The 15,573-nt window shown below is 61.2% G+C and carries 14 protein-coding genes and 1 pseudogene; 11 read left to right on the top strand and 4 right to left on the bottom strand.

The genetic code is table 11. The features are described 5' to 3' along the window. Window positions 1–93: 93 nt before the first annotated feature. Window positions 94–1,113 carry an aldo/keto reductase gene (locus tag C2L66_RS35705; protein WP_054930836.1) on the top strand — a complete coding sequence of 340 codons (1,020 nt, stop codon included), beginning with the start codon at window positions 94–96 and terminating at the stop codon, window positions 1,111–1,113. A 10-nt stretch (window positions 1,114–1,123) separates the two neighbouring features. After that, complete coding sequence (locus C2L66_RS35700; RefSeq protein WP_054930835.1) at window positions 1,124–1,552, top strand: SRPBCC family protein; 429 nt, start codon at window positions 1,124–1,126, stop codon at window positions 1,550–1,552. A gap of 79 nt (window positions 1,553–1,631) precedes the next feature. On the opposite strand, the gene C2L66_RS35695 is transcribed toward C2L66_RS35700, so the two are convergent. Next, entirely contained in the window at window positions 1,632–2,567 is a 936-nt protein-coding gene (locus C2L66_RS35695; protein ID WP_060608605.1) for a LysR family transcriptional regulator, read from the bottom strand. 181 nt (window positions 2,568–2,748) lie between these two features. On the opposite strand from C2L66_RS35695, the gene C2L66_RS35690 reads away from it, so the two are divergent. The 5 genes from C2L66_RS35690 to C2L66_RS35670 all read left to right on the top strand — a co-directional run bounded on the left by C2L66_RS35690 (window position 2,749) and on the right by C2L66_RS35670 (window position 9,126). Further along, window positions 2,749–3,888, top strand: coding sequence for an iron-containing alcohol dehydrogenase (locus C2L66_RS35690; RefSeq protein ID WP_060608602.1), 1,140 nt, complete (start codon window positions 2,749–2,751; stop codon window positions 3,886–3,888). A 68-nt stretch (window positions 3,889–3,956) separates the two neighbouring features. Continuing rightward, window positions 3,957–5,273, top strand: a complete 1,317-nt coding sequence (locus tag C2L66_RS35685) for an MFS transporter (RefSeq protein WP_054930829.1) — start codon at window positions 3,957–3,959, stop codon at window positions 5,271–5,273. A gap of 69 nt (window positions 5,274–5,342) precedes the next feature. Further along, complete coding sequence (locus tag C2L66_RS35680) at window positions 5,343–6,545, top strand: alpha-hydroxy acid oxidase (RefSeq protein WP_082670504.1); 1,203 nt, start codon at window positions 5,343–5,345, stop codon at window positions 6,543–6,545. Between the two features lie 17 nt (window positions 6,546–6,562). Next, a complete protein-coding gene (locus C2L66_RS35675) occupies window positions 6,563–7,351 on the top strand; it encodes an SDR family oxidoreductase (protein WP_060608597.1) in 789 nt (262 codons plus the stop codon). A 185-nt stretch (window positions 7,352–7,536) separates the two neighbouring features. Further along, a complete protein-coding gene (locus C2L66_RS35670; RefSeq protein ID WP_060608594.1) occupies window positions 7,537–9,126 on the top strand; it encodes an aldehyde dehydrogenase (NADP(+)) in 1,590 nt (529 codons plus the stop codon). 43 nt (window positions 9,127–9,169) lie between these two features. Here the strand turns inward: C2L66_RS35670 and C2L66_RS35665 are convergent, their stop codons facing one another. Next, window positions 9,170–10,822: an FAD-dependent oxidoreductase gene (locus tag C2L66_RS35665; protein WP_060608591.1), complete on the bottom strand. Its 1,653-nt coding sequence runs from the start codon at window positions 10,820–10,822 to the stop codon at window positions 9,170–9,172. 211 nt (window positions 10,823–11,033) lie between these two features. Continuing rightward, window positions 11,034–11,387, bottom strand: coding sequence for a winged helix-turn-helix transcriptional regulator (locus C2L66_RS35660; RefSeq protein WP_054930824.1), 354 nt, complete (start codon window positions 11,385–11,387; stop codon window positions 11,034–11,036). 102 nt (window positions 11,388–11,489) lie between these two features. Between C2L66_RS35660 and C2L66_RS35655 the strand changes: the two genes are divergently transcribed. After that, window positions 11,490–12,239 (top strand): SDR family NAD(P)-dependent oxidoreductase, encoded by a 750-nt coding sequence (locus tag C2L66_RS35655; RefSeq protein WP_060608590.1) that lies wholly within the window; start codon window positions 11,490–11,492, stop codon window positions 12,237–12,239. 146 nt (window positions 12,240–12,385) lie between these two features. Here C2L66_RS35655 and C2L66_RS41985 read toward each other — a convergent pair. Beyond that, a pseudogene (locus C2L66_RS41985) lies at window positions 12,386–12,522 on the bottom strand (carbonic anhydrase); the annotation flags it as partial. 303 nt (window positions 12,523–12,825) lie between these two features. Between C2L66_RS41985 and cynS the strand changes: the two are divergent. The 3 genes from cynS to C2L66_RS35635 all read left to right on the top strand — a co-directional run bounded on the left by cynS (window position 12,826) and on the right by C2L66_RS35635 (window position 15,546). After that, entirely contained in the window at window positions 12,826–13,296 is a 471-nt protein-coding gene (gene cynS / locus C2L66_RS35645) for a cyanase (RefSeq protein WP_060608587.1), read from the top strand. A 136-nt stretch (window positions 13,297–13,432) separates the two neighbouring features. Next, window positions 13,433–13,756 carry a DUF4148 domain-containing protein gene (locus C2L66_RS35640; protein WP_060608583.1) on the top strand — a complete coding sequence of 108 codons (324 nt, stop codon included), beginning with the start codon at window positions 13,433–13,435 and terminating at the stop codon, window positions 13,754–13,756. A 317-nt stretch (window positions 13,757–14,073) separates the two neighbouring features. Continuing rightward, window positions 14,074–15,546 (top strand): MDR family MFS transporter, encoded by a 1,473-nt coding sequence (locus C2L66_RS35635; RefSeq protein ID WP_054930833.1) that lies wholly within the window; start codon window positions 14,074–14,076, stop codon window positions 15,544–15,546. Window positions 15,547–15,573 lie beyond the last annotated feature (27 nt).

The raw sequence follows: 15,573 nt of genomic DNA, 5'->3' as shown, positions 1-15,573 counted from the left end.
CTCTTCGGACTCAAGTTTGTCGAATTATGTCTTAGACAGACTTAACTTGTCACCCTAGACTTTGCGCTACCGACTCAATCAAAGGAGCAAGTCATGAGCATCAAGGACAAACTGCCGGCCGGCACGCAGCTGGGTTTTGGCGCTGCGCCGCTGGGCAACATGTTTCGCAACATCCCTGAGGAAGAAGCGCTGGCAACCGTCCAGGCAGCGTGGGATCAAGGCGTGCGTTATTTCGACACGGCCCCGTTGTACGGCGCGGGCCTCTCGGAAATCCGGCTTGGCGATGCGCTCGCCGGCCGCAGGCGTGACGACTACGTGCTGAGCACGAAAGTAGGCCGCGTGATTCTCGACGAAATCGAGGATGTCGGCGCGCGCGATCTCGGCGAGAAAGGGGATGTGTTCGCCTACGGCCGTCCGAACAAGATCGTCAACGACTACTCGGCCGACGCGACGCAGCGCTCGATCGAAGACAGCCTGAAGCGCCTGAAGACGGATCGTCTGGACATCGTCTGGGTGCACGACGTCGCGCAGGACTTCTACGGCGACGAGTGGCTCGCCATGTTCGAATCGGCCCGCAAGGGCGCGTTCCGTGTGCTGAACCGTCTGCGCGACGAAGGCGTGATCAAGGCGTGGGGGCTGGGTGTCAACCGCGTCGAGCCGTGCGAACTGCTGCTCGATCTCTCGGAAGTGAAACCGGATGGCTTCCTGCTCGCAGGCCGCTATACGTTGCTCGATCACGAGCGTGCATTGCAGCGTCTGCTGCCCACCGCTGCCGCGAAAAACGTGGAGATTGTCGTCGGCGGTCCGTATAGCTCGGGCGTGCTGGCGGGCGGCGCACACTTCGAATACCAGAAGGCGTCGCCTGAGATTCTCGCGAAGGTCGAGCGCATCAAGGCGCTCGCCGCGCGTCACAACGTGAGCGTCAAGGCCGCCGCGCTGCAGTTCGTGCTGGCCAATCCGGTGGTAGCCGCAGTGATCCCCGGCGCGAGCAAGCCGGAGCGCATCGCGGAAGACCACGCCGCCGTCAAGGAAGCGGTTCCTGCAGACTTCTGGCGCGAGTTGCGCGAGCAAGGTCTGGTCGCCGCCAATGCACCGCTGCCCGTCAAGGCTTAAGGAGACTGACATGGCCCAAGCCAATGCGTCGATCCGCATTCCCGTTTCGCCCGACAAGGTGTGGCAACTGATCGGCGGCTTCAACTCGCTGCCGGACTGGCTGCCCTACATTCCGTCGAGCGAATTGAGCGAGGGCGGACGTGTGCGGCGTCTCGCCACGCCGAACGGCGATGTGATCGTCGAGCGTCTGGAAGCCTTCGACAACCGCGCGCGCAGCTATACCTATTCGATTCTCGAAGCGCCGTTTCCCGTCACGGGCTATCGCTCGACGCTGCAGGTGCGCGAGGGCGAAGAGGCGGGTGCATCGCTGGTCGACTGGAGCGGTGAGTTCACGCCGAACGGTGTGAGCGACGACGAAGCATCGAGACTTTTCGAAGGTATCTATCGCGACGGCCTGCACGCGCTGGCGGCAGCGTTCGCTGATAAAGGCGTCGCGTAACTTGCGCGAATTCGGGCCCGATGACGCACTATCAGGCGTCCGGGCCCGTGATCACGCGGGACGCTCGGCACCCGCGGCATTACGCTTCGCCGCCATGCTTGGCGTTCAGTTCCTCGATCAGCTGTCGCGCGCCGGGCGAGAGCTGCGCGCCTTTTCGGGTAACGAGTTCATAAGGCTCGCTGCGCGAAGCAAGATGCAGCGGAAGGATGCACGTCATCTCGTGACTGGCGAAAAACTGTGCGACGTCGATCGACACCAGCGCGACGAACGACGGATTGCTTTGCAGCAGCGCGAGCGTGGCGAATGCAGACGTCGTTTCGAGCAGATGCATGGGGAAGCGAATATCGGCTTCGCGAAACTCGCGCTCCAGCAATAGCCGCATCGGCATGTTCGCGCGATACACCACCCAGCGGTATTCCGCGACGTCCTGAAGCTTGAGCTTCTTCGCGCGCCGCAGCGGATGCTGCACATTGGCCACGACTGCGAGCGTTTCCTCCTGCATCCGCGTGGTTTCGTAGTGCTGCGGCGTCTGACTGATCGTCGTCCGGCAGATCGCCAGATCCAGCCGGCCTTCGTCGATCTGGCTGAGCAACGTTGCGCTCGTGTCTTCCACGATCTCGACTGAGATTTCGGGGTTACGCGCGATCAGCGACGTAATCGCATCGGTGAGCAGCGGCACGGCGCCCATGATCACACCGACGGCCACACGGCCGCCCTGGCCGCGCATGATCCCGTCGATCTCTTCACGCATGTGCGACAAATCGGTGTGGATCAGACGCGCATAGCGAATCACGCAGCGTCCTGCTTCGTTGGGCTCGAGTCCCCGGTTCGTGCGATTGAACAGCGGCGTCCCGAATGTTGTTTCGATTTCCTGCAAGGCCTTGCTGGCGCCCGGCTGCGTGAGCGCGACCTGCTGCGCCGCCTTCAGCAATGAGCCGTGATCTCCGAGGGCGATCAGGAGTCGCAGCTGCTTCAGATGCAGGCGGGAAATGATGGAGTTGAGCGGCGGCGTCATGAGGGTTGAGGAAAAGTTATATCTGTATCAAATCTTCTCAATTACTGAGAAAGGGGCGTCTCCTTATACTGGCCCACAAACGGCGTCTCAAAAGCGCCAGCATCAATGCGACGGCCAGGTTCTGGGCCGTTGAAGTCCGGCGCCGCGCCGCCCACAGCCACTATAACTGACGCTCATTCCCATGTCTCTCATCAACTACATCACGCAGATTCAGTTCGACTATGGCGCCATCCGTTTGCTCAGCAGCGAATGCCAGCGAGTGGGGATCAGGCAGCCGTTGATCGTCACGGACAAAGGTGTCCGGGCGGCAGGCATCATCGATATCGTGCTCGACGCACTCGCTGGCAAGGCGTCCGTCCCGATCTATGACGGCACGCCGCCGAACCCCAACGAGGCTGCGGTGCGCGACGCAGTGGCGGCCTATCGCGCGGGCGACTGCGACGGCATCATCGCCGTCGGCGGCGGCTCGGCGATCGATCTGGCCAAGGGTGTTGCCGTTTGCGCGACTCACGAAGGCCCGCTGCAACGCTTCGCCGTGATCGAGGGCGGCGCGACCAACATCACCGCGAAAACCGCGCCCGTGATTGCCGTGCCCACCACAGCGGGGACGGGCAGCGAAGTGGGCCGCGGCGCCATTCTGATTCTCGACGACGGCCGCAAGGTCGGCGTGATCTCGCCATTCGTGGTGCCGCGCGTGGCGATCTGCGATCCGGAACTGACGCTGGGCTTGCCGCCCGCATTGACGGCGGCGACCGGGATGGACGCGATCGCACATTGCATCGAGACCTTCCTCGCGAGCGCATTCAATCCGCCCGCCGACGGTATCGCGCTGGACGGACTGTGGCGCGCATGGCGTCACATCGAGCGCGCGACGCGCGAACCGGCCGACCGTGTGGCGCGGCTGAACATGATGAGCGCATCGATGCAAGGTGCGCTCGCTTTCCAGAAGGGCCTGGGCTGCGTACACAGCCTGAGTCATTCGCTTGGCGGCATCAATCCGCGCCTGCATCACGGCACGCTCAACGCGATCTTTCTGCCCGCGGTGCTCGAATTCAATCAGCACGCGCCATCCGTGCGCGACGAGGACAAACTCAGCCGCATGGCAACCGCTATGGGGCTTGGCAACGGCGCGGAGGTGGCGCCGTCGGTGCGGACCATGACGCAGCGGCTCGGCTTACCGACGGGACTCGCGCAACTCGGCGTCACGCCCGCGATGTTCCCCGACATCATCAGGGGCGCACTCAAGGATCACAGCCACAAGACCAATCCCCGCGAGGCGTCCGAAGGCGATTACCGCGCCATGCTGGAAGCATCGCTCTGATGCATCGTATTTGACTGACACAGTGCCGCGCAGACGGCACTCCAACACATCAACCGGAGACACTCAACATGCAGGCGAGCAAAAAGCTGCGTCGTATCCAGCGCATTTCCGTTTTCTTTTTGACGCTGGCGGGTTGCATCAACTATCTCGACCGCAGCGCGCTATCGGTCGCTAACAGCACCATTAGCGGCGAAATGGGACTTAGCGCGTCGCAAATGGGCCTGTTGCTTTCCGCGTTTTCGATGTCGTATGCGTTCGCGCAGTTGCCGGTCGGCGTCCTGCTGGATCGTCTGGGCGCGCGGCTGATGCTCGGCGCGGGCATGTTGCTCTGGTCGGTCGCGCAGCTGTGCACGGGCTTCGTGCATGGCGTCCAGCAGTTTTTCCTCGCGCGGGTGTGTCTTGGCATCGGCGAAGCGCCGCAGTTTCCCGCCGGCGCGAAGGTGATCGGCGAATGGTTCGCGCTGCGTGATCGTGGCGCGCCAACGGGGATTTTCGTGGCCTCGTCGACCATCGGCCCCGCGATTGCGCCGCCGATCCTCACTGCGCTGATGCTGACCCTCAGCTGGCGCGAGATGTTCATCGTCACGGGTGTGTTCGGCATCCTGGTTGCGCTCGGCTGGTACGCGGTGTATCGCAACCGAGGCGAAGTGGAGCTGAGCCCCGACGAGCAGGCCCATCTCGCCGAAGGCGCGCAGGAAGAACCCAACGCAGCACCGTTGAACAGCGCGCAGTGGCGCAATCTTTTCGCGCAACGTACGACGTGGGGCATGCTGTTCGGCTTCATGGGCGTCATCTACATGGTATGGCTGTATCTGACCTGGCTGCCTGCGTATCTGGAGCACGAACGCGGCATGAGTATCGCGCGCGCGGGCTGGGTCGTGGCGATCCCGTACTTCGTCGGCACGCTCGGCATGGTGGGAAGCGGCTATATCGCCGACTGGCTCTACAGCAAGGGCATGGCGCCGATCACGAGCCGCAAGTGGCCGATCTGCGTGGGGCTGGTGGGCGCTGCGGCGGCCACCGTCCCCGCTGCGTTGACGCCTTCGGCCTGGATGGCGATCGCGTACATCTCGGTGGCGATGTTCTTTCTCAACATGGCTTCCGGCGGCGCATGGTCGCTCGTGAGTGTCGCCGCGCCCCGTCACGCCGTAGCGTCGCTTGGCGGCATCCAGAATTTCGGCGGTTTCCTGGCGGGATCGGCTGCGCCGATCGTCACCGGCCTGGTGGTAGACCGCACGCATTCGTTCGTGAACGCGCTGATCGTGAGCGCGGCCGTCGCGCTGCTTTCCGCCGTTGCTTACATGGTCATGGTGCGCAGGCCCGTGAGCGTCACGCAAGAGCACGAAGAGCGTGGCGCGCTCGCAACCGTGCGGGCGGCCGATTGAACGGCAGCAAGCGCGGCAGCCACCTCACGGCAGTTTCAAACCGATAGACAGTCAAGGTGCAGGGATCGAATGTCAGTCATTACGTGTGTTGAGGATTTGCGTCTGATGGCGAAGAAGCGCGTGCCGAAGGCGTTTTACGATTATGTCGATAGCGGCTCCTATTCGGAATCGACGTACCGCGAGAACAGCCGCGCATTCGACGACCTGAAGCTGCAGCAGCGAGTGGCCGTGAACGTCGAAGGTCGGAGCACGGCCAGCACGATGATCGGTCAGCCGGTGACCATGCCCGTTGCCATCGCGCCAACCGGCCTCGCCGGCATGCAATGGGCAAATGGCGAGATGCTCGGCGCGCTGGCTGCACAGCGCTTCGGCGTGCCGTTCACCCTTTCGACGGTCAGCATCTGCTCGATCGAAGATGTCGCGCGTCATACGGCTGCACCGTTCTGGTTTCAGCTCTACGTGATGCGCGACCGCGGCTTCAATGCGTCGCTGATCGAGCGCGCGAAGCTGGCCGGCTGTTCGGCGCTCGTCGTCACGCTGGACCTGCAGATCAACGGCCAGCGGCACAAGGACCTGAAGAACGGCATGACCGTTCCGCCGCGTCTCACGGCTTCCAATCTGCTCGATTTCGCGTCGAAGCCAGGCTGGATGATGCGTGCGCTGGGCGGCGCCAAAACGTTCGGCAATCTGGCCGGCTACATCAAGGGCGGCGGCGACGTCATCGCGATCAGCAAGTGGGTGGCGCAACAATTCGACCCGACGCTCAGTTGGGACGATCTCGTCGCCATCCGGCGCGGCTGGGATCGCAAGCTCGTGCTGAAGGGCATCCTGAGCGTCGAGGACGCGCGCATGGCCGCATCGATCGGCGCCGATGCCATCGTCGTGAGCAATCACGGCGGGCGGCAACTGGATGGCGCGCCGTCCAGCATCGAAGCGTTGCCGGCCATCGTCGAGGCTGTCGGCGACAAGGTCGAAATCTGGGTGGACGGCGGTATTCGCAGCGGGCAGGACGTAATGAAGGCGCTCGCGCTGGGCGCGAAAGGCACCATGGTCGGACGTGCGTTCATGTACGCACTCGGCGCAATGGGCGAGGCCGGCGTCATGCGAATGCTGCAGATACTGCAAAGCGAACTCGACGTCAGCATGGCCTTGTCGGGCGTCCGAACGATCGGAGAAATCGGCCGGCACAATCTTTTTCAGCGTCGTCATGATCTGCTGTCGCGCGGCAGCGTGCGCGAGTCGCGGGATCGCGCTGAGACGGCAATCGTTTAAGTCAAGGAGCAAGCGGGATGAATCTGAACATCGAAGGCCGGTGGGCGCTGGTGTGCGCGGCAAGCAAGGGCCTGGGAAAGGGTTGCGCGCAAGCGCTCGTCGCGGAGGGAGTAAACGTCGTCATCACGGCACGCGGCAGTGACGCGCTCGAGGCGACCGCACAGGCGCTGCGCACGCTCAATCCCGCGGTCACGGTCAAGACCGTGCCCGGTGACATCACGACGAGCGAAGGGCGCGCGGCCGCACTGGCGGCGGCGCCTCACATCGACATTCTCGTGAACAACGCGGGCGGTCCGCCGCCGGGCGATTTTCGCAACTGGTCGCGAGAGGACTGGATCGCCGCAGTCGATGCGAACATGCTGACACCGATCGAGTTGATCAAGGCAACCGTGGACGGAATGGCCGGGCGCGGCTTTGGCCGCATCGTCAATATCACTTCGGGCGCGGTGAAGGCGCCCATCGACGTGCTGGGACTATCGAACGGTGCGCGCTCGGGGCTGACGGGTTTCATCGCTGGACTGGCCCGGCAAAAGCGTATTGCGCAGGCCAATGTGACCATCAACAATCTGCTGCCGGGGTTGTTCGAAACCGACCGTTTGCGTCAGTCCACGCGAGCAGCGGCCGATGCGCATGGTCAGAGCTACGACACGGCGCTCGAAGCGAAGCGCCAGATCGTTCCTGCTGGACGCTTCGGAACCCCTGAGGAGTTCGGCGCGTTCTGCGCCTTCTTGTGCAGCGCGCAGGCCGGATATCTGACGGGTCAGAATGTGCTGCTGGATGGCGGCGCTTATCCGGGCACCTTCTGACGCGCTCGTCGAACGATGGGCAAGCCTTCCGCTTCGAAGATCCGAAGATAGCGTCGACGCTTGCCAGCCAGTTTGAACGCATTCGTGCAGGTGTTGCGAGCTCGTCATTGCAGCGATGCGAGCGCAATCGAGTGAATAAAGGCGCCCGGGACAGGGCGTCGATTTATCCCATCAAGGAAATAGAAATGAACATCGCAGGGAACCTGTTGATTGGCCAGAGCGTGCGACGCGGAACGAACGGCGTGTCGTATGCCATCGATGCGGCGAGCGGCGAACGTCTGGAGCCGGGCTTCGGTGGCGCGACGCTCGAAGACGTCGATGCAGCATGTGCATTGGCATGGACCGCTTTCGATCTCTTCCGCGAAACCACGCTCGAAGCCCGCGCCAATTTTCTGGAGACGATCGCGGCCAACATTCTCGCAGCAGGCGATGCGTTGATCGAACGCTGCGTCGCGGAGTCGGGCTTGCCGCGCGCGCGAATCGAAGGTGAACGCGCGCGAACGGTGGGCCAGTTGCGGATGTTCGCGGGTGTGGTGCGAGCAGGCGACTTTCTCGAAGCGCGCATCGATCCGGCTCAGCCCGAGCGCAAACCGTTGCCGCGCGTCGATCTGCGTTTGCGGCACATCGGGCTCGGCCCCGTCGCGGTGTTCGGCGCCAGCAATTTTCCGCTGGCGTTCTCGGTAGCAGGGGGCGACACTGCTTCCGCGTTGGCCGCTGGGTGCCCGGTGATCGTCAAGGCCCATGCCGCGCATCCCGGCACGTCGGAACTGGTCGGCATGGCTGTGCAGAAGGCGGTGAAGGACTGCGGAATGCCCGAGGGGACCTTCTCGCTGCTGTTCGGAAGCGGCCGTGAAATCGGCCAGGGGCTGGTTCGCGATCCCCGCATCAAGGCGGTCGGATTCACCGGCTCGCGCCATGCGGGGACGGAGTTGATGGCAGTCGCCGCCGCGCGTCCCGAGCCGGTGCCCGTCTATGCGGAAATGAGCAGCATCAATCCCGTGTTGCTGTTTCCACATGCGCTCGAGCAGCGCGGTGAAGCGATCGCTCAGGCCTTCGTGCAATCGTTGACGCTCGGTGCCGGGCAGTTCTGCACGAACCCGGGTTTGATTCTCGCGGTGGAAGGTCCCGCACTCGATCGCTTCGTGGCCGCGGCTTCGGAGGCGCTGAATCGGGCGCCGGCCGCAACGATGCTCACGCCCGGCATTCATCGCGCGTTTGAAACGGCGGTGTCGAAATTCGCCGACCATCCGCAGGTGCAGACGGTGGCGCGCGCGCAGCCCGCGACGGGCGCGAACAAGGGACAAGGCGCGCTCTTCGTGACAAGCGCCGCCGCGTTTCGTGAGCAAACGGAATTACAGGAAGAGATTTTCGGCGCGGCGTCATTGATCGTGCGTTGCCCGGATCTGGAGACGATGCGTGAATTGATCGAGTCGCTGGAAGGACAGCTGACGGCGGCGTTGCAGATCGATGAAGCCGATTACGCACTGGCGCGTTCGTTCCTTCCGTCACTGGAGCGACGCGTGGGCCGCGTGCTCGTCAATGGCTTTGGTACGGGCGTCGAAGTCGCGCATGCGATGGTGCACGGCGGTCCTTATCCGTCCACCGCCGACGGTCGTTCGACTTCGGTCGGCAGCCTCGCGATCCGCCGGTTTCTGCGGCCGGTGAGCTATCAGGACATGCCGGAGGCGTTGTTGCCCGAGTCGTTGAAAACGGGCAACCCATGGCGAATCAATCGTCTCGTTGACGGGAAGATCGCGTTGGCGCAGCGCGGTTGATTGTCGTTGTCCTGATCAACCTCTTTGCGTTCCTGCTAAAGATTCACCCTCGACGACTCTCCAGGTATTTGTGAACGAATGCGATCGCCATGCTGCCTTCTCCAACGGCGGAGGCGACGCGTTTGACCGGACTCAGTCGTACATCTCCGCATGCGAATACGCCGGGAATACTCGTTTCGAGCAGGTAAGGGTCGCGCGTTTCGGACCAGTGCCCGGCCTTAACGACATCGTCGCCGGTGAGCACGAACCCTCGTTGATCGCGCGCGATCTCCATCGGTAGCCATCCGGTCTCCGCGTCTGCACCGATAAAAACGAAAAGCCCTCCGCAGGCTCTCCAGCTCACCTCTCCCTGTGACCGATCCCGCAAGCAGATCTCGGAAAGACGGGATTCTCCCCGTACCGCGCTCACTTCCGAATTGAGTTGGACGGAGACGTTGGATTTTGCCTTGATCTGCTCGATGAGATAGCGGGACATATTTTTCTCGAGCGAGTCCCCACGCACAACAAGCGTTACGTGCCGTGCATGATTGGCGAAATTCAACGCGGCTTGACCAGCCGAATTGCCACCGCCGATAAGGAATATGTCAAGACCATGCGTACCACTGGAATCGCCGCGCGAAGCGCCATAATGGATTCCCTTACCAGCAAATCGGTCACAGCCCTCGATGTCGAGCCTCCGCCAGCTGACGCCTGTCGCGAGGATGATTGTTCGCGCCTGAATGATGTCGTCCCCATCGAGATGTAGGCAGTGAGCGCCAATCTCGACTTTCCTGACCGATCGCGCAACCACGATCTCCGCACCGAGTCTCTTTGCCTGCTGCAACGCGCGGCTTGCAAGCTCTTCGCCTGATACGCCGTTCGGAAAACCGAGGTAATTTTCGATGCGCGACGATGTACCCGCCTGACCACCGAGTGCCTCGCGCTCGAGGACTAGCGTACGCAGACCTTCAGATGCGCCATAGACGGCTGCCGCAAGGCCAGCCGGACCTCCTCCGATAATTACAGTGTCATAGTCCCGAAGGCTCGGCTGGGTTCTCAAGCCAAGCGCTGTAGCGAGCTGCCGAGTTGACGGGCGCCTGAGAACAGCCCCGTCATGCAGTTTCAAAACGGGAAAATCTGCTGCTTGAAAACGTTCCCCGGATTCGGAAGATTGCTTCTCGAAATCATCGGGCGCTTTCACCTCGAAGCTTACCTGATTGCGTTGCAAGAACTGTTGCAACGCCCTGCAGGTCGGATCCAGGCGATCGCCGATCATCGTCGCCCGAGGCGAAGGCGGCTCGTCAGCGATTTCCTGCAGACCCCCGACGCGCTCTCGGGCGAGGAGGCCCACTTTGACTGCGATTTCCCGGCACGAGGCCGCAATTGAATAATAGTGCTGTGTGTCGACACGCATGACCCGGGAGGGCGAAGCAGCTCGGTAAGAAATAACGAATGGCGAGCTCAACACAAGCGGAAGTTCACCGAACACACTTCCAGGCGTTCTCCAACCAAGCGTGCGCTCAACGCTGTCAAAAACCTTGAAGGCTTCTATTTTTCCTTCCAGCACGGCGTAAAGAGCAGGCTCTCCGCCCTCATGTACGGCAAAATCTCCGGCTTGCAAATGTACGTCGCCGGCGGACTTTGCCAAGCGGTCAAGTTCACTGTCGGGCAGACCAGCGAACAAGGGAACCGTTCGTATATCGTCAATCGTGAGCATATGAAGTGCGGAAAGATGGCGAAAATACAAATGGTGAGAACAATTTGCTTCTCGCGATGATCCGCTTGCGCAAACTATGTCCCCGCGCTTTCTTCATACATTAGATCTCCGACGGCTTTCAGAATATTAAATTTTGTAGCAACTCATCGCAAACAAACGTATCCGTCGGCGCAACCGATGCTCCGGCGGCGCGCCAGCGTTGCGCGGAATTTCACCTGGTGCGTGCCTCGCGGTTCGTCATCATCTCGCTAACCTCCGTGGCATGTGCAGTGCCCCACTCGCATAACGGGGCCAACGCGTTTGCCAGTGTCTGCCCGAATTCTGTTAGCGAGTAGTCGACTCGCGGCGGAATCTCCTTGTGGTCGACACGATGGACGAGGCCATCGACCTCTAATTCCTTCAATTGCTGGATGAGCATCTTATGGCTAACTGCTCCGATCGCCCGCTTCAGCTCGCCATAACGTCGCGTGTCGTGCGCAAGGTGGAACATTATCAAGGGCTTCCATTTACCCCCAATTACGGCCAGCGCCGCGTCGAGGCCACAGGTGAACATATCCCTTTTCATTCGACATTCCATGGGTACTTACCAAAAGGTTCATACTAGCCACAAGTAGAGTGAAGGTCTAGGATGTCGAGCCGCAATCGATATTTTGTAAGGAGTACGCAGATGGGCAGGCTGACCGGAAAGGTTGTACTGATAACGGGAGGAAACAGTGGCATCGGGCTGGCGAGCGCAAAGCGTTTCGTCGAGGAGGGGGCGTTCGTGTTTGTCACGGGGCGGCGTCAAAGCGAGCTTGACAAGGCTGTAGCGAGCATCGGGCACAACGTGCGGGCGCTGCAGGGCGACGTGTCAAAGCTCGATGATCTCGACCGGATTTTTGCTGCTGTGCAGGCGGAAAAGGGGCACCTTGACGTGCTGTTCGCGAACGCGGGGCTGGGCTCGCTGGCGCCGCTTGGAGCTATCACAGAAGAGCAATTCGATCTTACGTTCGACGTCAACGTGAAAGGAACGCTGTTCACAGTTCAGAAGGCGTTGCCGCTGATGAGCGCGGGTGCTTCGATCATCCTGACCGGCTCAACGACAGGTTCGAAGGGGACGCCGGCGTTCAGCGTCTACAGCGCAACGAAAGCGGCAATCCGCAACTTTGCGCGCAGCTGGGCGCTCGATCTGAAGGAATCCGGAATCCGCGTGAATGTGCTGTCTCCCGGTGCGACGGCAACGCCGGGTTTGATGGAGAGCCTTGTCTCGGGCGCTCAACTCGATGCGCTGATCGGCGCATTGAAAGTGCAGACGCCGCTTGGGCGAATAGCTGATCCGGACGAAACCGCTGCCGTGGCGCTATTTCTTGCGTCGGACGAGAGCAGCTTTATGACCGGCAGTGAAGTGTTTGTCGACGGCGGTTTGGCGCAGGTCTAACCAGAACTGGACGCAGACGGATATTCCGTCTGCTGGGATCGACCTCGCTGGTATAGAGAACCTCGCAAGAACTCCACGCGATCTCGCTCACCTCGCCGGGAAATCTCGTCGCGTTGCTGGTCGCGTACTACATTCCAACGTCTGACGGGAACGAAACGGCTATCCGAACATGTCACGAATAACGCCGTAGGAGACCGTGACGTAGCGAGCTTCCTGAACAGGGCCGCTCGCTCGGGAAAAACGTCCCGCTGAATTTCAAAAACCCTTTAATGATTTCCTTCATGGCGACCTCTCGTGGCAACGTAGAAACGGACTGCAAATCACTGCGTGAATCAGTGCAGGCGCTGCCTGGGGCGCGTACGCGTTGATTCGAAGGGTGCCACGCGTGCTGCGAAGGAATATCCCGTAACGCGTAGCACCGTTGCTGGCAGAAAAGGGGCGGCGTCTGAACTATTCGTTTTACCAATCGTGACAAGAACAAATCGGTCTTGGACGCTATAGCTGGACTGGCTCATTCTTCGTTCATCGGTTCCCGGCAAGCACGCGAAGCCGGGACCCAAACTTCACCTGATCCGAAGGAACGAACATGACTCAATCGCAATACAGCCAGGACTCCCGCCTCGCCCTCGTCGACACGATCATCGATGCAAAGGCGCGTAAAGGGCTGACGTTTCAGCAACTGACCGAAGGCACGGGGCTGAGCATCGCGTTTATGACGGCAGCCCTGCTCGGCCAGCATCCTTTGCCCACGGATGCGGCCAAAGTCGTCGCTGGGCGCCTGGATCTATCAGATCAGCAAGCGCGTCTTCTTCAGACCATTCCGCTGCGCGGCAGCATCCCGGGCGGGGTACCGACAGATCCAACGATCTATCGCTTCTACGAAATGGTCCAGATCTACGGCACGACGTTGAAGGCGCTCGTCCACGAACAGTTTGGCGACGGCATCATCAGCGCGATCAACTTCAAGCTCGACGTCAAGAAAGTCCCGGATCCGGACGGTGGCGAGCGCGCAGTTATCACGCTCGACGGCAAGTATCTGCCGACCAGGCCCTTCTGAAACACGCCAGTGTGTGCAGCCAGTTTTCAGAAAACCGGCCGCACATCCCTCCGACCCTGCATGCGCTGGGACAGATGCAGCTGATCGCACGCTCAATGGCGAACCAGCGCTTTCACCTTTCCTGATCGAGAACATCATGAACATCAGAATCATTGCCGCTTTCGTCGTTGCCGCCGTCTTTTCGCTCCCCGCTTTTGCCGCTACTGATGCACAAGTGCCGGACCAGCAACCTGTCGTTGTGGCAGCGCAGTCAGGGGGATTGACGCGTGCACAGGTTCGCGCCGAACTCGTCGCGCTTCAGAAAGCCGGCTACGACCAGTCTCGCGGCGAAGACGTTACCTACCCGACTCAAATCCAGGCGGCAGAGGCGCGGGTTGCAGCGCAGAAGGCCGCGGCTGGCAGCCAGGGTGGAGCCGGCAGCGGTTCGGAGGCGTCCGGTCGTCGCACGGCTGCAGACTGAGCCTCCATCGACGGCGTGAAGCGGGCCTGCCCATTCGCACGCCGGATGATGAAACGATCATTCGCTCCGCCTGGATAATCTGCCCCCATGTCGGTCGATCTCGGCAGATATCCGGTTGAGTCGCCTGAGCAGATTTTTGAATCTTTCGGGCAGGAGAAAAGGGGCAGCTCGGCCCTAGAGTTGAGTCCAGGCCATCCGGAGATTCCCGCTTATCTGGGACAGGCGGTTTGCCAAGTCTATCGACATCGGTGACGCGCGGATCATGTCCTGAACGTTGCCATTTAAGCAGGAACATCATGAACACAATGTTGGACAACCTGTCGTCCCGCTCGGAGACATCCAGGCCACTTGTCATCGCAGCCGTGATGGCCTCGCTGGCGATGGTCGCCATCGAAGCGACAATCGTCTCGACCGCCATGCCGCAGATCGTGACGAAACTCGGCGGACTGCATTTATATAGCTGGGTTTTCTCGTCGTTTTTGCTGACGCAGACCGCGATGACGGTGGTCTTTGGCAAGCTCGCGGATATCTTTGGTCGCAAGCGAATCATGCTGACGGGTATTGTCATTTTCCTGGTCGGTTCGCTGCTGGCCGGCTTCGCGTGGTCGATGCCTGCGATGATCGTCTTCAGGCTCATTCAGGGGATCGGCGCCGGTTCAATACAGCCGGTCACGCTGACCATCGTCGGCGACCTCTATCCGGTCAAAGAGCGTGGAAAGGTTCAGGGCTATCTGGCCAGCGTGTGGGCGACGGCGGCCGTCCTCGGACCCATGATCGGCGGATTGATTGTCCGTGACTTTTCGTGGGCGTGGATCTTCTGGATCAACATCCCCATCGGATTGATTTCAGCCGCAGGATTTGTCCTGTTCCTGCATGAAAAGGAAAGAGACGCCCGGCCGTCGATCGATATCGGCGGTGCGGTTCTCTTTACCGCCGCCATCGCTGCGCTCATGATCGGTTTGACGAACCTGAGTACAGCGGACTATACGCACGCGATGCTCAGCGGCAGCGTGTTCATCGCAAGCGCAGCGCTGTTTGTCTGGCAGGAGCGGCGAAGCCCGGACCCGATGATCTCGTTTAGCCTGTGGGGGCATAGGCCCATTGCGATGACCAACCTCGCGACGGTTTTCTCCGGCATGGCCTTGATGGGGCTGACAACTTTCCTGCCGATGTATGTTCAAGGGGTGCTGCATCGCACGCCGGTGGTCGCAGGCTTTGCGCTAACCATGGTCATGGTGGGCTGGCCGCTGGGCGCCACGCTTTCCGCCCGCTCCTTTCACCGGTTCGATCTGCGCAAGCTGTTGATCGGTGGAAGCGCAGTGATCCCGGTGGGCGCGATGATCTTCGTCTCGTTGACCCCGCATAGCGCGCCGCTTATGGCCGCTATCGGATCGCTGGTCATGGGCTTTGGAATGGGCGCGCTTAGCGTCACTTCTCTCGTCCTCATCCAGGAGCAGGTCGACAAGTCGCAGCGTGGCAGCGCTACCGCCTCAAACCTGTTCTCGCGCAATCTTGGAAGCACGCTCGGCGCGACCGTCTTCGGCGCCTTGCTCAACTACGGACTGGCTCATTCGAAGACGCTTGGCGCCGTCACTTCCGATCAACTGCGCAAGGTGATCGAGTCAGCACCCGGCAGCACGGACAACTTTGCCGCCATTCGCCTGGCCTTGCATCAGTCGGTTCATCTGACGTTTGCCGGACTGTTTATCGTTGCTTTGGCAATCGTCGTTTTCGCGGTTCTCGTTCCCACCGTTGCTGCGGCCAGAAACCGAGAAGCGCCTCAGCGTTGAGCAGGGCTTCATTGTTCCATTCACACG

It is taken from the genome of Paraburkholderia caribensis, from assembly GCF_002902945.1.
GTDB classification, from domain to species: domain Bacteria; phylum Pseudomonadota; class Gammaproteobacteria; order Burkholderiales; family Burkholderiaceae; genus Paraburkholderia; species Paraburkholderia caribensis.
Note: the sequence above shows the minus strand (reverse complement) of the source record. Positions and strands in the feature narration are given on the sequence as shown.

What these genes read in the sequence shown, in the direction of transcription:
- C2L66_RS35705 (WP_054930836.1), top strand. Translation starts at nt 94, where the DNA reads ATGAGCATCAAGGACAAACTGCCGGCCGGCACGCAGCTGGGTTTTGGC.
- C2L66_RS35655 (WP_060608590.1), top strand. Translation starts at nt 11,490, where the DNA reads ATGGGCAGGCTGACCGGAAAGGTTGTACTGATAACGGGAGGAAACAGT.
- C2L66_RS35690 (WP_060608602.1), top strand. Translation starts at nt 2,749, where the DNA reads ATGTCTCTCATCAACTACATCACGCAGATTCAGTTCGACTATGGCGCC.
- C2L66_RS35665 (WP_060608591.1), bottom strand. Translation starts at nt 10,822, where the DNA reads ATGCTCACGATTGACGATATACGAACGGTTCCCTTGTTCGCTGGTCTG.
- C2L66_RS35670 (WP_060608594.1), top strand. Translation starts at nt 7,537, where the DNA reads ATGAACATCGCAGGGAACCTGTTGATTGGCCAGAGCGTGCGACGCGGA.
- C2L66_RS35695 (WP_060608605.1), bottom strand. Translation starts at nt 2,567, where the DNA reads ATGACGCCGCCGCTCAACTCCATCATTTCCCGCCTGCATCTGAAGCAG.
- C2L66_RS35680 (WP_082670504.1), top strand. Translation starts at nt 5,343, where the DNA reads ATGTCAGTCATTACGTGTGTTGAGGATTTGCGTCTGATGGCGAAGAAG.
- C2L66_RS35685 (WP_054930829.1), top strand. Translation starts at nt 3,957, where the DNA reads ATGCAGGCGAGCAAAAAGCTGCGTCGTATCCAGCGCATTTCCGTTTTC.
- cynS (WP_060608587.1), top strand. Translation starts at nt 12,826, where the DNA reads ATGACTCAATCGCAATACAGCCAGGACTCCCGCCTCGCCCTCGTCGAC.
- C2L66_RS35700 (WP_054930835.1), top strand. Translation starts at nt 1,124, where the DNA reads ATGGCCCAAGCCAATGCGTCGATCCGCATTCCCGTTTCGCCCGACAAG.
- C2L66_RS35660 (WP_054930824.1), bottom strand. Translation starts at nt 11,387, where the DNA reads ATGAAAAGGGATATGTTCACCTGTGGCCTCGACGCGGCGCTGGCCGTA.
- C2L66_RS35640 (WP_060608583.1), top strand. Translation starts at nt 13,433, where the DNA reads ATGAACATCAGAATCATTGCCGCTTTCGTCGTTGCCGCCGTCTTTTCG.
- C2L66_RS35675 (WP_060608597.1), top strand. Translation starts at nt 6,563, where the DNA reads ATGAATCTGAACATCGAAGGCCGGTGGGCGCTGGTGTGCGCGGCAAGC.